The sequence below is a fragment of the Rahnella perminowiae genome, assembly GCF_019049755.1.
Lineage (GTDB): Bacteria > Pseudomonadota > Gammaproteobacteria > Enterobacterales > Enterobacteriaceae > Rahnella > Rahnella perminowiae.
Map to the genome: position 1 here is coordinate 1 of NZ_JAFMOS010000575.1, position 21767 is coordinate 21767.

General features: G+C 52.0%; 24 protein-coding genes and 2 pseudogenes. 8 read left to right on the forward strand and 18 right to left on the reverse strand.

Annotated features, from left to right (window positions below; genetic code table 11):
• Positions 1 to 39 precede the first annotated feature (39 nt).
• A pseudogene (locus tag J1785_RS26780) lies at positions 40 to 304 on the forward strand (zincin-like metallopeptidase domain-containing protein); the annotation flags it as partial.
• A 206-nt stretch (positions 305 to 510) separates the two neighbouring features.
• Here J1785_RS26780 and J1785_RS15675 read toward each other — a convergent pair.
• A complete protein-coding gene (locus tag J1785_RS15675) occupies positions 511 to 903 on the reverse strand; it encodes a nuclear transport factor 2 family protein (protein WP_217192294.1) in 393 nt (130 codons plus the stop codon).
• Between the two features lie 72 nt (positions 904 to 975).
• On the opposite strand from J1785_RS15675, the gene J1785_RS27075 reads away from it, so the two are divergent.
• From J1785_RS27075 to J1785_RS15690, 3 genes and pseudogenes are all read left to right on the forward strand, one after another.
• Positions 976 to 1590: a TetR/AcrR family transcriptional regulator gene (locus J1785_RS27075; protein ID WP_227978083.1), complete on the forward strand. Its 615-nt coding sequence runs from the start codon at positions 976 to 978 to the stop codon at positions 1588 to 1590.
• 97 nt (positions 1591 to 1687) lie between these two features.
• A pseudogene (locus tag J1785_RS15685) lies at positions 1688 to 1837 on the forward strand (IS1 family transposase); the annotation flags it as partial.
• A 61-nt stretch (positions 1838 to 1898) separates the two neighbouring features.
• A protein-coding gene (locus tag J1785_RS15690; protein WP_254309069.1) for an IS5 family transposase occupies positions 1899 to 2742 on the forward strand; the annotation gives its coding sequence in 2 pieces (ribosomal slippage) (positions 1899 to 2245 and positions 2244 to 2742; 846 coding nt in all).
• A 282-nt stretch (positions 2743 to 3024) separates the two neighbouring features.
• Here J1785_RS15690 and J1785_RS15695 read toward each other — a convergent pair.
• Entirely contained in the window at positions 3025 to 3222 is a 198-nt protein-coding gene (locus J1785_RS15695; protein ID WP_217192296.1) for a site-specific integrase, read from the reverse strand.
• Positions 3223 to 3282: 60 nt separating this feature from the next.
• Complete coding sequence (locus J1785_RS15700; RefSeq protein ID WP_217192297.1) at positions 3283 to 4521, reverse strand: MFS transporter; 1239 nt, start codon at positions 4519 to 4521, stop codon at positions 3283 to 3285.
• Positions 4522 to 4569: 48 nt separating this feature from the next.
• On the opposite strand from J1785_RS15700, the gene J1785_RS15705 reads away from it, so the two are divergent.
• Positions 4570 to 7380 (forward strand): ATP-binding protein, encoded by a 2811-nt coding sequence (locus J1785_RS15705; RefSeq protein ID WP_217192298.1) that lies wholly within the window; start codon positions 4570 to 4572, stop codon positions 7378 to 7380.
• A gap of 19 nt (positions 7381 to 7399) precedes the next feature.
• Here J1785_RS15705 and J1785_RS27080 read toward each other — a convergent pair whose 3' ends face one another.
• Both J1785_RS27080 and J1785_RS15720 read right to left on the reverse strand, forming a co-directional pair.
• Positions 7400 to 7609, reverse strand: coding sequence for a DUF3363 domain-containing protein (locus tag J1785_RS27080; protein ID WP_217192299.1), 210 nt, complete (start codon positions 7607 to 7609; stop codon positions 7400 to 7402).
• 415 nt (positions 7610 to 8024) lie between these two features.
• The gene (locus J1785_RS15720; RefSeq protein WP_217192300.1) at positions 8025 to 9008 is read right to left on the reverse strand and encodes an NADPH:quinone reductase; all 984 of its coding nucleotides are present in this window, start codon (positions 9006 to 9008) and stop codon (positions 8025 to 8027) included.
• A gap of 152 nt (positions 9009 to 9160) precedes the next feature.
• Here J1785_RS15720 and J1785_RS15725 point away from each other — a divergent pair, with 152 nt between their 5' ends.
• The gene (locus J1785_RS15725) at positions 9161 to 9487 is read left to right on the forward strand and encodes a winged helix-turn-helix transcriptional regulator (protein ID WP_217192301.1); all 327 of its coding nucleotides are present in this window, start codon (positions 9161 to 9163) and stop codon (positions 9485 to 9487) included.
• A 402-nt stretch (positions 9488 to 9889) separates the two neighbouring features.
• Here the strand turns inward: J1785_RS15725 and J1785_RS26785 are convergent, their stop codons facing one another.
• Complete coding sequence (locus J1785_RS26785; protein ID WP_309247399.1) at positions 9890 to 10123, reverse strand: transposase; 234 nt, start codon at positions 10121 to 10123, stop codon at positions 9890 to 9892.
• Positions 10124 to 10362: 239 nt separating this feature from the next.
• On the opposite strand from J1785_RS26785, the gene J1785_RS15735 reads away from it, so the two are divergent.
• A complete protein-coding gene (locus J1785_RS15735) occupies positions 10363 to 11307 on the forward strand; it encodes an ArdC family protein (RefSeq protein WP_217219813.1) in 945 nt (314 codons plus the stop codon).
• Between the two features lie 163 nt (positions 11308 to 11470).
• On the opposite strand, the gene J1785_RS15740 is transcribed toward J1785_RS15735, so the two are convergent.
• The 9 genes from J1785_RS15740 to J1785_RS15780 form a co-directional block, all read right to left on the reverse strand.
• Positions 11471 to 11758 (reverse strand): hypothetical protein, encoded by a 288-nt coding sequence (locus tag J1785_RS15740; protein WP_217192303.1) that lies wholly within the window; start codon positions 11756 to 11758, stop codon positions 11471 to 11473.
• A 106-nt stretch (positions 11759 to 11864) separates the two neighbouring features.
• Positions 11865 to 12611, reverse strand: a complete 747-nt coding sequence (gene mobC / locus J1785_RS15745; RefSeq protein WP_217219820.1) for a MobC family replication-relaxation protein — start codon at positions 12609 to 12611, stop codon at positions 11865 to 11867.
• Positions 12612 to 12622: 11 nt separating this feature from the next.
• A complete protein-coding gene (locus tag J1785_RS15750; protein WP_217192304.1) occupies positions 12623 to 14494 on the reverse strand; it encodes a type IV secretory system conjugative DNA transfer family protein in 1872 nt (623 codons plus the stop codon).
• A gap of 747 nt (positions 14495 to 15241) precedes the next feature.
• Positions 15242 to 15547, reverse strand: coding sequence for a hypothetical protein (locus J1785_RS15755; protein ID WP_151711929.1), 306 nt, complete (start codon positions 15545 to 15547; stop codon positions 15242 to 15244).
• A gap of 18 nt (positions 15548 to 15565) precedes the next feature.
• A complete protein-coding gene (locus tag J1785_RS15760; protein ID WP_217137390.1) occupies positions 15566 to 15868 on the reverse strand; it encodes a TrbM/KikA/MpfK family conjugal transfer protein in 303 nt (100 codons plus the stop codon).
• 49 nt (positions 15869 to 15917) lie between these two features.
• Complete coding sequence (virB11, locus tag J1785_RS15765; RefSeq protein ID WP_217137391.1) at positions 15918 to 16946, reverse strand: P-type DNA transfer ATPase VirB11; 1029 nt, start codon at positions 16944 to 16946, stop codon at positions 15918 to 15920.
• Positions 16936 to 18240 (reverse strand): VirB10/TraB/TrbI family type IV secretion system protein, encoded by a 1305-nt coding sequence (gene virB10 / locus J1785_RS15770; RefSeq protein ID WP_217219816.1) that lies wholly within the window; start codon positions 18238 to 18240, stop codon positions 16936 to 16938. The genes virB11 and virB10 overlap by 11 nt, the downstream gene beginning before the upstream one ends.
• The gene (gene virB9 / locus J1785_RS15775; protein ID WP_217137419.1) at positions 18237 to 19124 is read right to left on the reverse strand and encodes a P-type conjugative transfer protein VirB9; all 888 of its coding nucleotides are present in this window, start codon (positions 19122 to 19124) and stop codon (positions 18237 to 18239) included. Before virB9 ends, virB10 begins: the two co-directional genes overlap by 4 nt.
• Complete coding sequence (locus J1785_RS15780) at positions 19124 to 19807, reverse strand: VirB8 family type IV secretion system protein (protein WP_217137393.1); 684 nt, start codon at positions 19805 to 19807, stop codon at positions 19124 to 19126. The genes virB9 and J1785_RS15780 overlap by 1 nt, the downstream gene beginning before the upstream one ends.
• On the opposite strand from J1785_RS15780, the gene J1785_RS15785 reads away from it, so the two are divergent.
• The gene (locus tag J1785_RS15785; RefSeq protein ID WP_217137394.1) at positions 19806 to 20000 is read left to right on the forward strand and encodes a hypothetical protein; all 195 of its coding nucleotides are present in this window, start codon (positions 19806 to 19808) and stop codon (positions 19998 to 20000) included. The two genes, J1785_RS15780 and J1785_RS15785, sit on opposite strands and share 2 nt — an antisense overlap.
• A gap of 29 nt (positions 20001 to 20029) precedes the next feature.
• Here J1785_RS15785 and J1785_RS15790 read toward each other — a convergent pair whose 3' ends face one another.
• The 3 genes from J1785_RS15790 to J1785_RS15800 all read right to left on the reverse strand — a co-directional run.
• Complete coding sequence (locus tag J1785_RS15790) at positions 20030 to 21061, reverse strand: TrbL/VirB6 family protein (RefSeq protein ID WP_217192306.1); 1032 nt, start codon at positions 21059 to 21061, stop codon at positions 20030 to 20032.
• An 11-nt stretch (positions 21062 to 21072) separates the two neighbouring features.
• Positions 21073 to 21297, reverse strand: coding sequence for an EexN family lipoprotein (locus J1785_RS15795; protein WP_071823624.1), 225 nt, complete (start codon positions 21295 to 21297; stop codon positions 21073 to 21075).
• A 10-nt stretch (positions 21298 to 21307) separates the two neighbouring features.
• On the reverse strand, positions 21308 to 21767 hold a 460-nt coding region (locus tag J1785_RS15800), incomplete at its 5' end, for a type IV secretion system protein (RefSeq protein ID WP_217219818.1).

Sequence of the window (21767 nt, forward strand, 5' to 3'; positions counted from 1 at the left end):
CATATATGTCGACTTTTCTTCCTTAAAAGATAGGGCGTAGAACTGGTTCACTGGATCGGAGCTAAAAACCATCTTAACCGTGAAATGAAAGGGACGTTTGGCTGTGAGGGGGAGGCTTTTGAATAGTTGATCGCCGAACTGGGAAGCGCGTTCCTGATGGCGGCTCTGGGGAGCATTGGAGAGGTTCAGCATGAAAGCTATATCGCTTCCTGACTGAAAGTGCTCAAGAACGATAAAAGCTTTATTTTCAAGACGACCAGCGCGGCATCGAAAGCGCATCGTTTATTTGATGGACAAAATCTAAGCGGGAAGAGGACATAAGGCACAATAGGGTCACTGCCGGACATTTTATACGAGGCAATGCGGCCGCCTCTCATCACGGATACAAAGTATACACAGGTCATACATCATGATGTGTAATGGTCCGTCCGCTTAGACGACTACAGACGGATCAAATAGGGCCTATACTAAGGGGAATTGACCATTATAGAGCAATGACTTCGGATATTTTTAGCTGGTCGATAGCTGCAATGGGTTCATATAGTCTCGGATGTGAGTCACCTTTCCATTGTGCAAAGTAATAAACCAGACGTAGTTTATGTACCTTGGCGTATTGTCGGAGGTGCGCCTGTGATGGCCAATAGCTTCCACGATAAGTTCATCGCCAACTTCACGCACTCTAATATCACTGAGCGAACCGAAATGGAGTAGAGCTGGCAATTGGCTCATGTAGGCTCCAATCTGCTCGCGTCCCTCCAGCTTAACGACCCATCCTGGTGGTGCAAACGGAAACTCATGCACCGCGTCAGCAGCGTAAATATTCATCCATTCTTCTATATTTCCCGATTGAAGTGCCTGGATTGCTTTTGCGAACCACATAGGTAAAGCGTATGTTATGGACATTTTCTTCTCCGATAAAATGGGTTAATGATGGCGAAAACTCAAAAAACTGTAATTTCGGACCGTGAGTCCATAATGTTATCGGACCAAGAGTCCGAAAGCAATAGCATACGCCGCGGTAGGCCTTCGATTCCTGCGGAGCTCATACTCGCCGCAGCGGACCAACTTTTCTCGGTCGCCGATTCCCCAGGCACTGTTACAATGGAAGCCATCGCAAGGGCAGCCTGTGTGGGAAAAGGAACGCTTTTCCGTGCCTTTGGCAGTCGGAATGGACTTCTTGATGCATTATGGGAGGCAAAGCTAGGTACCCTACGTAAGGCAGTGGAAGTGGAAACGCCCCCCCTTGGATTCGGGGGTCCACCACGCGTACGCGCGGTCGCATTCCTAGATGCGTTGCTCACATTCAAGCTTGAGAATCGCCACCTCATTCGCGCACGGGAGACCCCCTCCCTCGGGCTGCGACAGTCGGAGCAATACAAGTGGATGCACGGGCTACTGAGAGATCTGCTCAAGGATGCTACAAGGGGAGGGGCCTCGGAAGAAGTAGACTATAAAGCACACGTATTGCTTGGCGCGCTGCACATCGATCTTATCGAAGATCTCCTTGCCACGGGGCAGACGAGCGAGGAAATTCGAAGGTCACAGGCTGCCCTCACGCGAGCGGTTATCGACGATGCTCGACTTGCCTAATGCAGGCTGGGGTGCCCCTACGCCCATATAAAAATCGGATCAAGTATTCAATGTGTTGACAGGTCAGTATAATTCTCGTTTTTACGGATAAGGATTTATGGCTCTGGTTGACGTGAAATGTCCCTTTTGTGAACGCATTGATGCTGTTAAAAAACATGAGAGAAGTAAGGTTGGACACCAGCGTTACCGCTGTCAGTCATACTGTCGTACTTTCCAGCCTGATTACGCTTATTGCGCCTGCCAGCCTAGACCGTGTCCCTTAATCACCTGAGCTAAAGTAACCATCTGTTTCCACAACATACTGAACTATGGCTCGCTATGACCTTCCCGATGAAGCATGGACTATCATCCAGCCCTTACTCCCTGCAAAGCCTGCATCTCCACGGGCCGGGCACCCATGGGCAGAACATTGTATGATCATCAACGGCATGTTCTGGGTGGTGTGTTCAGGCGCACCATGGCGCGATTTACCTGAGCGATACGGGCCATGGAAGACCCTTTACAACCGTTTTAACCGATGGTCAAAATCGGGTGTGATTAACATTATTTTCAATAGGTTACTTTCATCTCTTGATGCCCATGGCCTCGTGGACTGGTCAGCTACTGCTCTGGATGGCAGCAATATCAGGGAACTCAGATGCGCCGCCGGGGCGCAAAAAACATCCCGATATCACCGGAGATAACAGCCTGGGTCGCTCTCGCGGTGGTTTTGGCACCAAAATCCATCTGGCGACAGACGGGAGCGGCCTGCCGTTAAACATCGTGCTGAGCCCCGGACAGGCCCATGAAAGTAAGTTCGCACAACATCTTCTGGGCGGTATTGGTGTTCAGCGCCATAACGGAAGCATGAAGCGACGTGATCATGCCGTACCGGCTGATAAAGCCTACTCCGGACATGCGTTACGTAACGAACTGAAAAAAGGTATAAAAACCGTCATTCCTCGCAAATCAAATGAGAAAATGGCGTCGAATGGTCGTTCACAGCTTGATCGTGATGCCTACCGCAATCGCAACGTTGTTGAACGTTGCTTTGGTCGGTTAAAAGAATATCGTTGCATTGCCACACCGGCGAGGAATTATCTGGCGATGGTGAAACTGGGTTGCATCCGCCTGTTTTACAAAAAAGTTATGCAATTAAGGGACACAGCCTAGTGTCTTTGACCGCGAACGGACAAAAGGCTGCCGCTCAGAAGACTTAATCGCCATTTTCAGCCTCGCCGGTATTGCCACTCCTTCTTCATTGAGGACTACTCCAAGCAATGCAACAAGCCCACCAGGCAAAGGTCAACGTTGTGGATTCCGCTTTCGGCAGTGGCACGTACGACGCATTCGGCATATGGGCCGCTATGCCAGGCACCGTACTATGCCGAATTCCACCCTGAATTCGTGCTGTCGCCTACAAAATTCCTCGTCCTAGTTCGGTATAACACGACGTCACTGCAGAGCCTCCAGGGACGAAAGCAGCGCATCCGCAGCACCTTTCACCATGGCCGGCCAGAGCGGACACCGCCGCACCTTGCTGCGCTTGCCATGTAGCCGCACTTGAGGTGGGGCCTCCAGCCGCACGTCGCAGCGCTGCAGGTCGAGCACTTCCTGCATGCGCGCCCTGGTGTTGAACATCAGGGCAAACAAGGCATAATACCGGGCCCTCTCACAGGTTCATCAATATGAGCATCGCCCCCTTCCCACCTCTCAACTTTTGGCATTTGCATAAGCGGACAACCTCCCTGTGCAGTGCATAACAAGTCCGATTAACACCAATATTCCGAGAAATATGCACGCAGTAAGCCACCCCCCCAGACGCCAGCTAATGCCCGCTCCCCATGAGCCCGTTGCGCCACCTACGAACATTCCGCTCATGAACAACGTATTGAGCCGACTCCTGGCCTCCGGGCGAAGTGCGTAAATCACATGCTGGTTGGAGATGAGCGCTAACTGTTCACCGATGTCCAACAAGAGAATTCCAACAATCAGACCAATAAGGCTGCACCAGAGGCCAAAAATAAGGTATGACAGCAACATAATCAGGCAACCAATCCCGATAACGGCATGCGGGCCACGTTGATCGGCTACACGGCCAGCCAGTGGAGCAATCAAAATCCCGGCTGCGCCGACGATGCCCATGAGGCCCGCCACGTCAGCACCCAAACCATATGCCTCGTGCAGATGCAAGGCCAGAATTGTCCAAAGCCCCATAAAGGAACCAAACAAGGCAGCCTGAATACATGTTGCCCGGCGCAACAGTGGTTCTTCTCGCCACAGACCGATAAGCGACTTCATGAGGCTAAGGTAGCCGTGGTCAGTCTGCGGTTTGCTATGAGGAAGCTTGACCAGCAGCAGTAGCCAAGCCATAGCTGTGAGGAAGGCGCCTACCCAATACGTGACACGCCAGCCCCAATGGCCGCCAACAAATCCGCCAAAAGCCCTACCCAGCAAAAGGCCGCAAAGCACACCACTCATCACAATGCCGACCACTTGTCCACGGCGACTCGGCGCAGCGAGTTCTGCTGCGAACGGCACGATCTGTTGGGCAACGGATGCGGACATACCTACGACCGCTGAGGTGAGCACAAGCGCCCAAGCATTCGGGGCCGTAGCCAGGCATATCAACGCCAAGACTAGAGCTCCTGCCTGCCCGAGAATCAATTTTCTCCGATCAATACGGTCTCCGAGGGGAACCAGCAAGAACAGGCCGCAGGCGAACCCTAGCTGTGTCACTGTCGGGGCCAAATTGACCAGGCCCGTTGCTTGGGGGAACGCCCGGTACAACAGCTCTAGAAGCGGCTGGTTGTAGTAAACATTCGATACGAAAACACCGCAGGCTACCGCCATAACTGCCAGAAGTGACGTGTCCAGGTGATGGGCAAGCGCAGCTTCAGTAAGGGCAGCAGCCTCGGGTTGAGGTTCGCCACCGGCCTTTTCTTGAGACATGGGTTCTTGAGACATAGGACAGGCTCACATAGAAGTACATAGACCCTCATGCTGAAGCATTGTGCTGACAAAGTCTTTGGCCTACAATTTCAGACGTCTGAAATCTCCTTTGTTTACGCCGAAACTCGCTATGTGAAAAAAATGTCTAACGGTACAAAGAATTGCCTTCAAAGACCGTCGAAGCCCCCTTATTCGCGCGACGACGATATGGTTGCCTTCGGCCAATACCAGTTGTTTCCGCGTCTGCGGTTCTTGCTGCGAGACGGGGTGCGGCTAGAGTTGGGTGAACGCGCGCTTGACGTGCTGGTTCAACTTGTAGGCGCAGCTGGACAAGTGGTATCCAAAGATTCGCTCCTTTCCCGAATATGGTCGAAAGGCGTTGTCGAAGAAAACAGTTTGCAGGCGCAAATCTCGTCGCTGCGAAAAATCCTGGGGGATGATCGGGATCTTATCGCAACGGAATTTGGCCGCGGTTATCGGTTTACGGGTGCAGTACAGTTTCACCGCGCAGTGACCTCATCCATTGGGATTCGTCAAGGGCGGAGCGGCTTGCCTCGCCCCAGGTCTCCTTTGATTGGTCGCGCTGAGGAGCTACTTGAGTTAAATCGACTACTCGCTACCCAACGCCTATTAACGCTCGCGGGCCCTGCTGGGGTAGGGAAAACCAGGTTGGCGATAGAAGTCGCATCGGGATCCAGTCCTTATTTTCCAGATGGGGTTTATTTTGCAAACCTGTCGCAAATCGGCAGTGCTACCTCAGTATCGCCAGCTATTTCAAGTGCGTTAGCGGGGCTGGCTGGAACAATTACGCAACTGGCGCTCCATCCGACAAGGGCGCTATTGGTCGTGGATAATTGCGAACACGTTGCATCGGTTTGTGCAGAAGTCCTGGCCCAGCTTTTGGAGGCCGATCCTGGACTGAGCGTACTTCTCACTAGCCAAACCCCATTGGGGTTGGAGGGTGAGCAGGTCTACCGAGTCCATCCTCTCGCCGTGCCCCCGCACTCAATAAATGCAGAGCATGCAAAAGACTATAGTGCTATTGAATTGTTTGTCCGCCGAGTCATTTCTGCCGACTATCATTTCGAACTCACGGAAAACAACGTAGAGCAGATTGCGACATTATGCAGAGCACTCGATGGCGTTCCATTGGCGCTTGAAATTGCCGCTGCTCGCGTGCCGTCGCTGGGACTCGCTTCCGTCACCGAAGACTTGGCACTTTCGTCGGGATTGCTTGCCGCCCAGAAACACCGAAACTCGGGTCGCCACCGGACACTTGGCGACGCCATGAGGTGGAGCTATCAACTATTAAATTCGGTTGAACAACATGTATTCCAAGAGCTGGCTATTTTCCCAGGCGATTTCACCCTCACTGCGGCAGAACAGGTCATATCCGCCGAGATGGGTCAATCTCCGAGACTGGTCGATGTTGTTTACGGCCTTGTCGAGAAATCACTCGTAGCGCTGCAAACCGGAACCCAGCCGCTTCGTTATCGCTATCTGAGCATGCTGCGTGCATACGCCCTGGAGCAGCTTGGAGACAGAACGGCGACCCTAGCTGAAAAACACGCGCACTTCGTTGATCAACTGGTCTCTCAAGCTCAACGAGATTGGATGTCTCTGCCCACGCCTCAGTGGAGGCGACAGTACGAGCACCACATTGATGACATCCGGTCTGCCCTCGCATGGGCATTCCTAGGTAATCAGCATCGCAGTATGGGCCTGCGCATCCTGGCCAATTCCGCCCCATTCTGGATACAACTCTCGCTTCATGATGAATGTCGCCAGAGGATGACGGATGCGCTCGAAAATGCAGAAGTCCCTTCCATAGAAGAACATCAAGAGATGTTGATTCAGGCCGCACTGGCCACCTCGTTGACTTGGTCACGCGGACCGATCCCGGCGAACAGGCATGCGTGGTCGAGGGCCTGCGACCTTGCATCGCAACTCGGTGACAAGGAAATGCAACTGCAAGCGGAATATGGTTTATGGCTCTTTAACCTCCGTAGCGGCCATTACGCGCAGGCTCTTCAGCACGGTAAAAAGATGGCGGGACTAGCCATGAAGCATCGTGATCAAACTGCGCTTCTGACTGCACGTCGATTGATCGGAACATCCCTTCATTTTTTGGGAAACCACGCTGAGGCTTTGATTGAAATCGAATCCATGCTCGACAGTTATGCGCGAGACGAACATCATGGCTCACATTTCAGATTCGGGTTAGACCAGCGTGTAGCAGGCTGGGCTTTTCTTTCTCGCATTCTGTTGATGATGGGGAGAGAGACCAAAGCCCGGCGTGCGGCCCAGGTTGCCATTGACGAAGCCATGGCACTGGATCACGCCTGCACCCTATGCTGCGCTCTATTGGAGGGAAGCTGCACTGTGGCAGCACTTTCAGGTGATGTGGAAGAGGTCGCGCGCGTGTCGCAGCAGCTCAATCAAGTTGCAGGAAATCACGGTCTGGATTTTTGGGGACTCTATGGTTCGGCTTTTGCGCTTTGGGCGCGGTTATGCCAAAACCCCGATGAAATCTCTTTCCTGGAGCTCAGATCTGCCTTAGAGAAGCTGCAAGCGCACGGGTTTGATCCAGCTTATTCCGTTTTTTTGTCGGACTTTGCAAACGCGATGATCGAACAGGGCCATAGCCGAGAAGCAACGAAGCTGATCAATGCTCGACTGACAGGCGACGCGGCCAAAGGACAGCTTTGGAACGCTCCCGAACTCATGAGGATCAAAGCCCGAGCGCTCAGGAATAAAGCATCCCATCAAACACCTACATTGGAGATCTTGCAGCAGGCGCTAACACTGGCACGTACTCAGCGGGCAAAAGCGTGGGAGATCAGACTCAAGGCCGAGTGAAAGCGTGGCAATGAACAAATCACTTTACCGGCGGCGTGCGCAGTTGTGCGAACTCCCACGGCACACAGGAGCCGTGAACAACCCTCATCGTCGTTTGCCCCAACCGCAGCTCACTGGCCGACTTCCAAGGCACAAGGCTGAATCCCGTGCTGTCATCGAGCAGAGCAAACGCACGCTGGCGAGCGTCGATATTGGCATCGGAAGCACCGCCACACAACAATGCGAGCAAGATAGTGGCGCGTGAGATGGCCGTACAAAGCTAGCGCGAAGTTGAAGGCCAAGGCGCCTGTGCGCTGCAAGGCTCCTGGGTTCGCCGCCACGAAGCGCCTATGCGGCACCTGGTTCGAAAAGCGGCAGTGGCAGATAGAGACCGAAATCTGGCCTAACCTCTTGACCCGACTAGCTTTCACGCCGCTGCATAGCTTCACAAAAGTCTTGACATCGGGCATTTTCATGCATGGCAAGCAAAGCTTGGTCTCGACGATTCGCTGTATAGCACAGTTCGTTACTTGGGCATTAAAGTCGATGATGCGTTGGAGATATCCGAATCGATTGAAGCCTAAGATTGTCAGGGCTGCAACAACAGCCCTGTGCCAGAAACGGAGCTTAGGAACCACACAGTGCACTAATTTTTAAGGAAGCCATTACATATGTATAAGGACTTTACCGATTACTTTTGAGTGTTCCAATGCGTAATGAGCATCCGCTATTTGCTCAAGTGGCAGATTTAATCCTATTAAAGGGGCATAGGTTCCCGTTTCAAGGCAGGAATTAATATCTGCTGCACTGGCTTTTTTTACTTCGATGGGGACATTGTATATATAGACAAAGCGGAGTACACAGCCGTGTATCATGGCCTTGAGGAGTGGAACGGAAAGTGTTTCTGTTGCGCTACTCGTCGCATAAGCGCTAATAACGCCCCCCTGCGACAAACACGCCAGGTTGATATCAACGTTCTCTTTCAAAGCCACATCGACAATATGATCAACCCCCTGATTGTCTGTCCTGGCCATAATGATATTGGCCACATCGCCAGAGGTATGGTCGAGCACTAAATCAGCACCGTTATTTTTTGCTATTACCGCTTGTTGAGCGTTTCTCACCGTAGTCACAACCCATGCACCGGCCCATTTCGCTAATAAAATCGCTGCGGTTCCTACCGCTCCGGCTCCGCCATGAATGAGTACCCGGCGATCTTTAAGGTCACCATCGGAAAAAAGGCAGCGGTGAGCGGTGAGCGCTGGAATTCCGAGGGAAGCGCCTGTTTCAAACGAAACGTTGTCAGGGAGCCTGACAGCCTGACCTGCGGGGACGACAACGAACTCTGCTGCCGTGCCTGACGCCCGTCCATATTGTGCTTCATAAAGCCAGACGCGTTCATTGAGTCGTTCAGATGATACATTCTCACCAACCGCTTCAATCACACCTGCGCCATCCTGATGGGGAATGATACGTGCATATGGCATGTTTGCAGAGAAACCTGTTCTTGCCTTAATGTCTGATGGATTTATTCCTGAAACATGAATGCGCACGAGTACTTCATTCGGGCCTGGACTGGGCTGAGGAACTTCACCAATTTTCAGCACATCGTAGGCATTGCCCTGGGTGTCATAAAATGCGGCTTTCATTAGTCATAACCCTTTGATTAAATTAACAGAAATCATTATCAGCTTTAGCCACCTGCCTCGGTATACTTTAAGCGTTATAGGTTATATTGAAAAGTAGGTACATTTTTGATACATAGGGATAGTAAGTATACTAATGGAATATCTAAAGAAAGATGAAAATCCAGGAAGAACAGAATTACCGGTGCACAGTTGAAGCAACAATTACCGTCGCAGGGGGCAAATGGAAACCGCTAATCATTTACTACCTGCTCAGTGGAACCAAACGATTTGGTGAGCTTCGTAAACTCATAGGCGGTGTCACACAGCGATCATTGACCCTACAACTTAGAGAACTTGAGGCTCATGGCATTATTTCCCGGGAGATATTTGCTGAGGTCCCCCCACGAGTTGAATATTCACTCACTGAATTGGGTTTTACGCTTGCGCCTGTACTTGAGACGATGAAAGCTTGGGGAGATGCCTATGTATCCAGGCAATGAGAGAATGATAAATAATTACGTGCCCATTTTTCAGGGACTGAGAATTATGTTTTGGAATTTAAAACGTTAGAAATCTGAGCAAAGCACTAGGTCAGTTTGTCGCTGTGAGTTCAACGGATCGACGCAACGCTATCCTTAAAGAAGGGGGACGTTGCCATGAAACGAAGAACGCGCATTTACTATACGCCAGAACAGGAAGCGATTATCTGGGATCGATATAAGTAAGGTGATTCCATGTAGCCGTTTCCTCATCAGTGCTTGCAAACTCAGAGAGACATATTTTTTTCAACGCTGTATTAAATCAACTCGCTGCAAAAGCCTTATTCATATTAAAATCAACGCAATTGGTTAATATTCGCCAGATAATCCGTGTCAACTTATTGGCCAGCGCCACTGTGTTTTTCAGGAACCCTCGCCGGGCTTCAAGCCTGTTAAGCCAAGCCCCATCCCGTCATCGCGTTTTTTCACGCATCGCATAACTGATCGTGCACCGTGAATGATCAGTGTTCTCAGGCTACGATTGCCATTTTTTGTCACTGAGGACACTCGTTGTTTTCCTCCCGAACTGTGCTGCCGGGGAACCAAACCACACCAGGCGGATAATTCTCTGCTGCTGGAAAATTGCAATGCATCCACTTCACTGATAAAAGTCGCAGCTATAAGCGGGCTGATACGCCCGGCTGTGCAGGGTTAGTTTTTTCTCCCGTGTGCCTTCCGTTCCCCTATCAGCTTCCGGTTAATCGTTTCCCAGCACAACCCGTCCCGCAAGGGTAAATAGCACGCATTCTGCGCCCTTGCGCGCCGGAACGATGCCGGGAAAGCGAACCGTCAGGCGATACGAAGACGAAATTCACACTACTGACGGAGAAAAAACCATGACGATTTCCCTGCATACCCAGACTAGCGCCCCTAACACCGCAGCGGCGACTAGCGTATCCCCGCTGGACCCGTCAGGCTCCTCAAAAACGAAATTTTCTCAAACCAGAACCGACATTTATCAGACCGTTACTGACAGCATCATTTCTGTGCTAGAAGCCGGTGTAAAACCGTGGTCTTGCCCGTGGCAACGTGTAGATGGCATGTCTGGTCTGCCTTCCAATTACGCCACTGGTGTGGCTTATAGTGGCATGAATATCATGTTGCTGTGGTGCAGCGCATCTAAACAGGGATTCAGCGATTCCCGCTGGATGACTTACAAACAGGCGCAAGCGGAAGGCGGGCAGGTGCGTAAAGGCGAACATGGCACAACAGCCATTTTCTATACGACCCTGAAAAAGGAAAATGACGACGGAGAAACTGACTTTATCCCGATGCTGAAGACGTTCACCGTGTTTAATGTTGAGCAAATTGATGGTTTGCCTCTGAGTGACGAAGCCGTTTTCCCGGCAGAGACCTTTGAGCCGTTACCGCAGGTGGAAGCGCTTTTCCGTAACAGTGGTGCAACCATCATTGAGAAGGGACAAAACGCCTTTTTTGCACCGTCAACCGATGAAATCCGTTTACCTGAACGTTGTCTTTTTACCGATGCGGCCAATTTCTACGCCACCGGAATGCATGAGCTGGTTCACTGGAGCGGGGCAAAAAGCCGGCTGAACCGTGAAATGAAAGGAAAGTTTGGCAGTGAGAATTATGCGTTTGAGGAGTTGATCGCCGAACTGGGAAGCGCATTCCTGATGGCGGACCTAGGGATTGTCGGGGAGGTTCAGCATGAAAGCTATATCGCTTCCTGGCTGAAAGCACTGAAGAACGACAAACGCTATATTTTCAAGGCCGCCAGCGCGGCATCGAAAGCGCATCGTTATTTAATTGATAAAATCTGAGCAGGAAGTGGCCGCAAAGAAATGCGGCTTTGAGTGCTGGGATAGGCTTAACCAGTAACGCTGTAGAGACATGAGTGAGGCGGAGCGCAGCCAGGCGAGCACCGAACAGTCATGTCTCTGCAGTGGAATAAAGCAAGTCACACGGACAGGGGGGAATGGGCAGTTATTCTCGGTTACCAGCAACTACCTGAAGTGCAAGCAGCCGCTGTTCCAGATTATTAAGTCTTTCTTCGAGGTCATGGCTATGCTGCTCAATATCTTCCAGCGTTTCTGACAAAACATCACGTAGCAGCACAAAGTTTGACTGTAGGGCGTACACAAAATCGTGGCCGCGAACCAGTAATGCTTCGCGCGGTATGTCGTGCAATGCGGAATGTGTCATCCATGTGACCAGTGCTTTGGCGCTCATTTCAGTCAGTACGTCAGCAAGTCGGTCAGTTTCTCTGTTCATTCTGGAGTCCTGTCTGTTCTGATGTTGGGTGAGTATTTCGAGGGGAATTATTTCAGGCCGTTGCGCTGCTGGTGGGCGGGTTGGGGCAGTTGGTTATACAGAAGAACTATATGCCGTGGCCTACATCGAGCTGTTGCAGCTCGTCGAGCGTGTAGATGCGGAAGACATGCCGGTGGCGGGTTTCCAGCGGGATGTGTTGATGGTTAACGATGACGTGCCGGATGCTGTCAAACAGCCGTTCAAGACCGCGCTTTTTCTGCGGGTCCGGCACGATATAAAAAACGTAAATCCAGTCTTTACGGGTTCGGGCAAGCAAATGACTGGCGATGATCGACTGATAACGGGCTCTGGTTTTCAGACGGCGCTCGGTCTCAATGGCGATCACGGTGCCGCCGGGCAGGGTAATCAGTCCGTCCGGGCGGTGGCTGGTCTGATAACGATTGAGGAAGGTTGTGCGATCGCCGTTTATCCATCCGGATGCGCCTTTTTGCTCAAGGATGATACGGGCGGTCTGATTATCAAGATGGTGCTCCAGCGTCCAGCCGGTAATTTTTGAAGGCTCAAACCGCGCCGGAAAAATCGCATCGTCGGGGGTTAATACAACGGCCAGCCCGTCAGTGGTTATGCCCCATAATGAAATTTTCATCGTGCGCGATACCAGGACATGTTTTTGTATCAAGCCCATACCCTCGGCTTTTGAAAGCAGGGAATACAGTGATTTATGATCCCTGAAACCGAACAGCAGCATCAGTGTTTTAAAGTCACTGTACGTTTCCTCCTTCAGAAAATTCAGCAGTCGTTGTATTTTTTCGTGGTGTCGCGTCTGGCGTTCGCTGTATGCGGTGATAAGCATCATTCCCCCCTTTAAAAATCCAGCAATGACGGGTTTTCCTCTTTATCGGCATTCGGTGTTGTTGTGTCTTTTTCGTCCGTATCAAAAAAAAGATCGGGCCGCGTTGTGGTGATATCCGGCATTGATACGGATACGGAGGATGTTTCCTCCTCGCTAAAATCCAGGGTGATGTTTACCGTTGCGGCGGTGGCGGCAATCGCGGACGACACGGCGCAGATCTTCAGTTCGCGTTTCTTCACCCTGATGGGCGAAATCAGCGAAGCAGAGGGGAGTGTTTTTGTCGTAAAAATGAAGCTGACAAAATCGGGTAGATTCAGGATCATATTGCTGTCGGTAAAGAAACGCTCGGCCTGCCTGATGGTGCGTTCACTGTCGATAGTCTCTGTCAGCACGGCGTCGGTTTTCGCTTTACGGACCTCATCATCGACTAATATGGTGCCGGACATCCTTGCCACCCATTCAGCGGTATCCGGGTCCATGACGCGATAAACCAGTTTGAATTTGGCGTTTTCAACGACCGCGCCGACAACGGCGTCCCCTTTCAAATCTGCCGGACAGTCTTTTAAATCGGCAATCGACTGATGGTCCATAATAATGTGAACACCCTTATCGCGTGCCGCGCCTAAGCCTTCCAGCGCGGGTCTGGATAAATGGTATTTCAGTTCGGAAAGATAAATAGCAATTGGGCGGGGTACGTCTTTCACACGCTCGCGCCTTTCTGCCAACTGATACAGGCGAACCAGCAGCATGCGCTGAGCGGTAATGATTTTGCTGTTGCGCATTGAACCAATCACATAACAGCAACCACCTTCCTCAAATATCGTATTAAGTGAAAATCCTGTCGGCGCATTAATGGCATTGAGCAATGCCAGCTCTTCAATTTTCCCGAAGAAGGCTTTTATTTTATCGGCAATACCCTGAACGTAGTCTCCATTATAGATATCACGAATGGTTGAGACAGTATTACAGATGACAAATTGAGCGGCTATCCTGGCTGCTTTCCTGTCGTCAATGCGGTAAAAGTCAGACTCCTGACCTTTTTCTGCCAGGCTGAACCCGGCAACAAAAAGCTCTTCGAGTTCATCGGCGGTGATCTCTTCAATCAGGTTTAACTGGTATTGGGGTTTACGCAGGTCAATTAAGGCAAAAGGTTTACATGCATCCTCGCAGGCTTTCCGGTAAAGGTGGGGTGCCCATTCATCATCCTTGGGGTCCATCACAAATACGCCTTCACCGGCCAGAATACTTTGATAAAGTAATATCCCGGTGGCCACCCCTTTACCGGCCCCGGTGGTGCCGATGATATCCGCGTGTTGTCTTTGCCAGTCTTTTAACGGCAGGTACATCGGCTGAATATCACGGTCCATGCCGATAAATAACCCGTTGTTCAGGTCGATATAATCCAGCGGGTCATAATGCAGCGTTTCCGGCAGCAGTGATTTCACCGTACGGACATCGGTGCGTAATTCCCGTTCAAGCGTGGTTTTTCTGACGAGGCGTTTCTTTATTTTGTCTAATTCAGGGGTTAATACCCTGCGCAGCAGAATATGCAAAATAAAACCCGTTACGGTAAAATTAATCAGCACCGGCCATGCCAGAACGGGAATGCTGGCGACTACCCGCCCTTGATAAAGCCACTGGAAAATCCAGATAACAACCGGGGCCATCGTACCGGAAAGAAAACACAGTATGGAAAAAGCCATAATCAGCTTTTGCCACAACGGGGCTTTTTGCCGTTCATCGCTTTTCATCGACGCGAAAAACGGCATCGTCAGCCCCGATAACAGCGCCAGCATCAGCTGATGCTGTTGCAAAAAAGCCATTAAGCTCAGCGCGCCATTCACTATCGGCGACAGTGAAACGGCCAGCTTATTCAAAATCACGATGCCTCCTTCGTCAGCAGTTCGCCCCATGACGTCGCCCCATCAGTTCGCCCCACGGTGTCGGGCGAAAAGGCGGGGCGACCATCAGGGACGAAGAAAGTGGCCGCGTTACGACCATGTGCAGGGAAGCATGCTTGCCTGCCCGAACGGCGTGCGCCAGTACATGCGGGCTGGACGCCCTTATGGCCTGTCACATGGGGGTAATGTCGCGGCTGGACGCCGTGCCAAAACCCCCAACGTCAACGGTGGCACACCGTCGCCCGCTACGCGCGACCACCCCCTTTAAGACGGTCGCTTTCGCCTTTTTCTTCCCTTAGCTCGTTCCTCGCAGCGGGAATAAAAGGGAAGCTGACCTTTAAAGAGGGTGGTCGCGCCACGCTACCGGCTTTTGGCCGGAGACTTAGCCGCGACGGTGTGCGGGGCGATGCCCCCCAAATAAAGCGCTGTCGTGGGCGACAGCTTTTCGCTCGCCGGGGCGGCGAAATTTATTCGGCTCCCCCCGGCCGGCAAAATCCGCGTGGGCGCGGCTGTTTGCCGGTGAGGCGCGGTGCCTGAACTATTTTCGCTCCTTAACCCGCGAAAATAATTCTGTCCGCTGCCTCATTTTTACGGCCCGCATTTCTTCACTCCTTAATCCGTGAAAAATGTGCTGGGCCGTAAAAACCTGAAAACCACCACGCCTCAAGCCGGACTCGGCTGAAATATTTTGGCGCTATAGGAGACCTGCGAATAAAATTAAGGCAGGGGTTAATATTGGCTCTCACGGATTTCCCTCATGATGTTGGAGTAACACTGACGACTTTCTTTAATGCTGGTTTCATTCAGCGTAAATCCACGTAGATTAGCTTCTTCTGTCAGCGTTACTCTGTCGGTGGCGTTCAGCGTTTGCAGCAACTGCAATAACCGGCAGACAACGCGATAGTGATAAATTTCATAATAAAGGCCGCATCCGTGCATTGCCTCATTTTCAATGTGTTCAATAACACGGGCTGCGCGCATGGAATCTCCGCGCTGACGTGTCCAGGGATGCTGAATAAAACCCGGTTTGGTCATAAAGATAACCTCCGCTAATTAACCACGCATGCGGCCAAATTTACTGATAATCTGGCTGATAATTGCCGGGTCTGCCGAATCACACTCAAGTAAGAACGATTTTCTCGCATCGGCAGTATGGTCCGGCAGAAAACCGTGCCTGTTCTTTTTCACGATATTAAAGAATGCACGTTCGGCCGAATGGCATTCATTGCCGCCGCCGTTTCCGGTGGCTTTACCGTACATGCATAACACCACTTCACAGGCGTCAGCGGCCATGACGGAGGTTGAATATGACGCCATAATGCAGAGTAATAATGCGGAGGATATTGATTTTTTCATTTCGGTCACCTTCATATTCAAACGAGTGTTGCGTAATTCGATAAGTTATTTATTGAAGTCCTTTACTGAATACACCACTCATGTCATTGAGATGAAGTCGTTTAAAATAAACATCACTCATCCGGCGTATGTCACCGTGAATATCAATGCTAACTATCACATCAATGCTCTTAAGCACCTTGCGTAACAGCACGTCGAAAGGCATGTTCCGGCAGTCAGGGTTTTCATAGCAGCGGTCAATTAACCCTTCAATGCATTCTTCCGGGCTGCCCGCATGCAGGGAGGTTATTAATCCCTCATGCCCGGAACCGACGATTTTCAGCGCCTCCCAGGCCTCTTGTCCGCGAATTTCAGCCAGTAATATCCGGTCAGGGTTCATACGATAATTGGCGCGTATCAGTCTGCCGGGCGTGACAATGGCATTATCCCCGGCATCCGCCGGATAAAAGAGATGGACATAATTGGTGTGGTGATAAAAACGGATTTCGGGGTTGTCCTCGATGGTGGTCAGCCTGAGATGCCGGGGAATATGGTGCAGCAGCGTTTTCATATAGGTGGTTTTACCGGATCCGGTTTCACCGACGATAAAAATCGTCTTGCCGTATTCCACCGCTTTTTCCATAAAGCGGGGCATATCCTCACTCTGATAATAGCGGGTCAGTTCAACATCTTTGACTTCCGTTCGCTCCTTACCGGTCACCCGGTTATAAAATCCCGCATCAATCCATGACTGATGCGTTTTCTGCCCGAATGAGGGTTTGCGCAGCGTAATAGACACGGTATTACGCTCACAGGCCGGGGGAATAATGGCCTGAATGCGCTCGCCTGACTCAAGCGTGGCGGAAAGGATCGGCGAGGTGTCGTCGATATTATCTTCCTGCCACGACGCCAGCGCTCTGGCAAAGGCGTAACACTGACGCAACGTAACCGGGGCTTCATGTCTTCGCCATTTCCCCCGGATTTTGGTATGCAGTTCACCCGGCCGGTTAACGGCAATTTCCGTCAGGCCGTCCTGCGCAATAAAATCACCAAACAGCTGGTTTTTCATAAAATCCAGCGACAGGTTTTCAGCGTTCATACCACCTCTTTTTCAGTCGCAGCTGCCAGACGGATGAGAAATCAATGTCGGTGCCGGTCATGATGCCAATGACATCACCCTGATTCAGATACAGGGTGGGCGGGATACTGATGCTGTTGTCCAGCGTCGTTTTCGCCATTTCCGCCGTGGCGGCGCGGGTGTTTTCGGTGTAGTCGGTATTGCGGTCTTTCCCCGGGGCAGCATCCGACGCCGCCGCTGCCACGTCCTGCACGGTACTGAGCATCAGGGCATTGCCGAAGCGCTCCCAGAAGTGATTGTCGATCCAACCTGAGATCCCCGCCTCGCCGAGCGGGCCGCTGGCCTGCGTATCAGTTAGCGGGATTTGCAGGCTGCCGGGCTCAGGCGTACGCAGCTCCGTCCACAGCACAAACATCCGGCTGCGTCCGTGTTGCAGCGCCCCGGTGCGGTAGATGCCACGGGCGACCGTTCCCGCCGGGATCAGCGTCACATGGTTGCTGGCGCTGTAAACATCTTCACTGACCAGGCAGGAAATATGCCCCCCGACATCGGACACGAAGCGCCACATCATCGAACACGGGATATAGCGGTCCACCGGGATATAGAGATCAGGATCGAGGCCCAGTCGTCTGACGCCGGTGACACGGGCGACGCCCGGATTGTCGTTGTTACCCGTTTCCGGCGCGGCAGTCTCCGGGCAGCGCAGGCTGCCATCCTTTCCCCTGGGCAGTACTGACGGGCAGGATGTGTACGTTGTGGATGATGACGGACTGTCGGACGTTTCTGCGTGGCTGCGCATTTCACCCGGGGACGTGCGTGCATTATCGCCCGGTATTGTTCGGGCGTTGTTCAGCCCATCAGCCAGCGCGGCTGCCTTGTTCAAGGCGGGTGGGGCCGGTGGCTGCGTTGGTGCGGGAGTAACGGTCTGGCTGACAGGGTCTGTTCCGTCCTGTGTGTGCGGCCCGAACAGGCCAAACGGGTTACTGTCCATCCCCAGATTTTGACGCTCATGAAGCGTCTTCCCGGCGGAGGGCGGCGGCGCGGTGTCGGCTTCTTTCTCATTACCCCCTTTCAATGCACTGAAAAGACGATCGCCGCCGGATGCCAGGGCGATCACCAGAGTCAGACTCAGCAGGCTGACGATCAGCGTGCGGCGACTGGATACCTTACGAAAACGGGTCACTTCCGGCTGGCCGGGGGATGTTCTCTGCTCCGGTTCCTGATACGCCATTGCCGCCCGGGCGCGTTCGCGGGCCTCCGCTTCCCGTTCTGCGGTGGTTTTTTCCGGTTCGTCCGGGACAGGTTTATCGGTCATTTCGCCTCCAGCGTAACGGACGGTGAAACAGTGTCGCTGCGGGTTATCGGGATGCGCCCGAATCCGTCGTTTTCGATCCCCACCACCGAGGTACCGTAACGCAACACCAGTTGTGGCGCTGCAGGAACCACCATCACGGTGTAATTACCCTGCTTAACTGTCCGGGGCGTGAGCGCCTGCTCCCGTCCGTTAACCACCCGGAAAACGGAAGGCAGGGTTCTGATGGGGGAAAAACCGATATAAGCAAAACGACCATCATCCCAGGCAAAATCCGGTGCGATGGAGGTCGAACCGGCGGCGACCCGTTTGGTGTAGCGCCAGTTGCGTGGCGTGCTGGCCTGTCCGAATGCCGCCGCTATCTGCTGCTGCTCCTGTCTTTCACGCTGCTGCGTCTGACGTGCGGCGCTGGCGGCGGCGGATTGCTGGCGAGCCTCGGCCGGATAGTGGTAACGGATAACGAACGCCTGCGCGGGGGAATCGTGGTCCAGCACATTCAGCTCCAGGCTGTAATCACGCTTTGAGGTCACCACGAAGAGGTTGGTCTTCCAGTCCTTTGCCGTGGGCAGGAACACCTGGCTGACGTTGTTGCCGCTGGCGTCCGTCACCGGCTGGGTGATGGGGTTCGGGCTGACGCCTACCCGGTTATCACTCTTCGTTACCGTCCAGCCTTTGGGAAAGCCCGCTTGCGCGTCAGTCACGGTCTCATCGTCGTCAAACAGCAGCGTGGTAACGTAGCCGGGGCGGGTGTTCACCACGGTGGCGTTCTGGCTGTTATACGATACGTTCTGCATCCGGCTGTCATAGCCGCTGCCGCGCGGGGTGGCGGCACTCCATGCCGCGTATGATGCCAGTAAGCCCGTCAGGAGCAGGATGTTTTTCAGCATCATTCGCTCCTCAGTTCTTTATCGCGCTGGTAGCTGGTGACGATAAAGCCCAGCGGGTTCACTTCACGCTGACTGTCCGTCAGTTGCTGATGCAGGACATAGCGGTAAGTGAGGCGGATATTCCAGAAGTCCGTTTTCACTGAATTATCAGAAATACGGCGGAGGGTGCGCTTGATACGCAGGGTTGCCAGGTTATCCGGCCCGGTGGCAGGCGCATGCACATTAGAAATAATGTCGATATAGACGACGTATTCGGCTTTATTAAAAATAACGTCCGGTGCCTGGTCGCCGTTAAACCCGTCCAGATAATCCCGGTTCACGCTGTCGCTGTTAAACAACTGTACGTCGTCATAATCACGCTGGAGGGAGAAATAATTATACCCTTCGCGGAGCCTGACATAGTGTGCCGCCAGTGAATGGGCCAGCGCTTTTTCAGACGCAATATCCCGCTCTTTAATGCGGGTCATATACTCATAACGACCAGTTTGTTTATCCACCGACCACAATTCAATGTCAGTGGTTTTCAGCGGCAGCAGAATAATAATGGCCGTAATTGCCAGTGCAGCCAGAATCAGCCCGGCAGCGGCCACCCGCCAGGCAGTTTTGCGGGAACGCTCTTCCTTTTCAAGCAGGATGGATTCAAAAGAGCGCGAGACATTAATGATATGTTGAATATCAGACATGGTGGGTCAGCTCCTGAATGATGGCGGGGGAATTCACCGGCTGGGGATCGCCGGACACCGGCGGGAGGTCGCCCTGATGCTGCGCGCAGCCCGTAAGCGCGCACAACACCAGAAGCAAGATGCTGAATTTCATGGAAGCCTCTTATCGGGTAAATGCAGGAAAGCCGCACCGCTGGCAGAGGCCACGGCGTGACGGAGAAAAGAAGTTAGCGGTCGGGAGGATTAACGATGGCGCTGCTGATTCTGGCGTTTCATGCTTTCAATGGCGGTGGCACGTTTCTGCCAGGCGCTCACCGTTTTGCCCGCCCCTGCAGCAATGAACCTGCCGGTTGTCGCGGCTGCGGCCATGCCACCTTTGGCGGTCAGTCGGCCCCCGGTCTTTATGCCGGGTCCGGCAACGTCGGCAGATTTGCTGGCCAGCCCGCGCAGTCCGCTCATGGCTGCACCCTGTAACACGGCCTGTACGGCGGCACCGCCTAATGCGCTGGCAACTTTTGCTGAGAAGTAGATGATGACGCCTGAAATAACACCGGCGACACAGCACTGAACGCCGAGCGTGATGATATTGGCGTTATCCGCGAAACTGACCGCCTTATCCAATATTTCGTTCAGATAATTAATCACTATCCTGAGTGACAATGCTGAAAACATAATCGTCAGAATAACGGTAAATATAGTTTTCAACCAGTTATTGAACATGGAGGTTAGGAATCTATATAGCAGGCAGAAAATAAAAATCGGCGCGGTAGTGGTCATTAATACTATTGTGATTACGGCTAAAAGGTTAACGGTCGAGCCGAATAGCAGGGTAACGATAGCGCCTCCCCATACCAGAATTTCAGCAATCCCTCCGTTAAGTTTTACATAGTTGGAATCATCATTTTGATAAAGTTTTTGTCCGATTGCCTGTGCTTTTTCCCATACGGTATCGAGCAATGCCCAGACATTATCGTCGCCGCTGACACCATCTTTTAATCCATTAATGGCTGAGATGGCTAAATCCAGCCAACTGCCAAGATTTAAAACGAACGTCATGATCAACAACATTCGTCCGACATCCCATACGACATCTTCTATCGGGGTTTGAAGTTTTCCTGCCAGAGTCTGATACCCACGATAAGTGATAAATAATGTAAATGAACTGACGGCGATAACACTGATCATATTGCCGTACACGGAAGTTTGTCCCTGTAGTACGGCATTTAAACCGCCAGTGATAGTGTTGTTCATTCCAACAAACATACCACCTGACATAGGTCACCTCGTTAATTTAAATCGGGAACCTTTGCATTCCCCTGACGGAGTTCAAATCGTGCCTCACGTGCGTTTTTACAATCCATGGAATCATCACCGGATGATTCGCACGTCTTATATCGGATATTCATTTCATCCTGGTGTTCTTTATACCATTGCGTTGATTTCGGGTTATCACATCCTGTCAGTAATAAGAATCCTGAAATAATTGGAATCAACAAAATTGATGTTTTCATGTTTGCCCTCTCAATCATTAAAATCAGGAACAGGCGCGGCGAGTTGCTGCTCATTGAAAGCCTTTTGCCGCTGCTGAGTCAGCATGGTGGAACGTTGCTCTGCCTGTTTGACTGACATTTCCCACTGGCTGGTCAGCGCATTCAATTGTACGCTTTTGGCTGCGATGGCGTTAGCCAGGTCCTGTGACTCTTTCGTATCCTGCGCATTAGCAATACGGTCCGATAAATCTGATATATCGCCGAGCGTGCCCGTGATCTTGTTTTCAACCTCGGACGTATTTTCTATCGCTACGGCCAGATTCAGGATCATCTGTTTGCAGCTGTCCAGATAGCGTTGTGAAGTGCTGGACGGGTTACAGGTATCGAACGTTTTATATTTGTTATACAAGCTATTAAGTTCAGACGAATATGACCCGCTTTGGTTGCTCAGCAGGTCATCCAGTGAAATACCGTTTTGACGAAGATTATCG

Excerpts from the sequence above, each read along its gene's own strand:
- J1785_RS15740 (WP_217192303.1), bottom strand. The coding sequence starts at position 11,758 with ATGAACAGAGAAACTGACCGACTTGCTGACGTACTGACTGAAATGAGC.
- J1785_RS15785 (WP_217137394.1), top strand. The coding sequence starts at position 19,806 with ATGGTGGGTCAGCTCCTGAATGATGGCGGGGGAATTCACCGGCTGGGG.
- virB11 (WP_217137391.1), bottom strand. The coding sequence starts at position 16,946 with ATGAACGCTGAAAACCTGTCGCTGGATTTTATGAAAAACCAGCTGTTT.
- virB9 (WP_217137419.1), bottom strand. The coding sequence starts at position 19,124 with ATGCTGAAAAACATCCTGCTCCTGACGGGCTTACTGGCATCATACGCG.
- J1785_RS15790 (WP_217192306.1), bottom strand. The coding sequence starts at position 21,061 with ATGTCAGGTGGTATGTTTGTTGGAATGAACAACACTATCACTGGCGGT.
- J1785_RS27075 (WP_227978083.1), top strand. The coding sequence starts at position 976 with ATGTTATCGGACCAAGAGTCCGAAAGCAATAGCATACGCCGCGGTAGG.
- J1785_RS15700 (WP_217192297.1), bottom strand. The coding sequence starts at position 4,521 with ATGTCTCAAGAAAAGGCCGGTGGCGAACCTCAACCCGAGGCTGCTGCC.
- J1785_RS15795 (WP_071823624.1), bottom strand. The coding sequence starts at position 21,297 with ATGAAAACATCAATTTTGTTGATTCCAATTATTTCAGGATTCTTATTA.
- virB10 (WP_217219816.1), bottom strand. The coding sequence starts at position 18,240 with ATGACCGATAAACCTGTCCCGGACGAACCGGAAAAAACCACCGCAGAA.
- J1785_RS15725 (WP_217192301.1), top strand. The coding sequence starts at position 9,161 with ATGAAAATCCAGGAAGAACAGAATTACCGGTGCACAGTTGAAGCAACA.
- J1785_RS15780 (WP_217137393.1), bottom strand. The coding sequence starts at position 19,807 with ATGTCTGATATTCAACATATCATTAATGTCTCGCGCTCTTTTGAATCC.
- J1785_RS15705 (WP_217192298.1), top strand. The coding sequence starts at position 4,570 with ATGCTGAAGCATTGTGCTGACAAAGTCTTTGGCCTACAATTTCAGACG.
- mobC (WP_217219820.1), bottom strand. The coding sequence starts at position 12,611 with ATGCTTATCACCGCATACAGCGAACGCCAGACGCGACACCACGAAAAA.
- J1785_RS15720 (WP_217192300.1), bottom strand. The coding sequence starts at position 9,008 with ATGAAAGCCGCATTTTATGACACCCAGGGCAATGCCTACGATGTGCTG.
- J1785_RS15675 (WP_217192294.1), bottom strand. The coding sequence starts at position 903 with ATGTCCATAACATACGCTTTACCTATGTGGTTCGCAAAAGCAATCCAG.
- J1785_RS15755 (WP_151711929.1), bottom strand. The coding sequence starts at position 15,547 with ATGACCAAACCGGGTTTTATTCAGCATCCCTGGACACGTCAGCGCGGA.
- J1785_RS15760 (WP_217137390.1), bottom strand. The coding sequence starts at position 15,868 with ATGAAAAAATCAATATCCTCCGCATTATTACTCTGCATTATGGCGTCA.
- J1785_RS15735 (WP_217219813.1), top strand. The coding sequence starts at position 10,363 with ATGACGATTTCCCTGCATACCCAGACTAGCGCCCCTAACACCGCAGCG.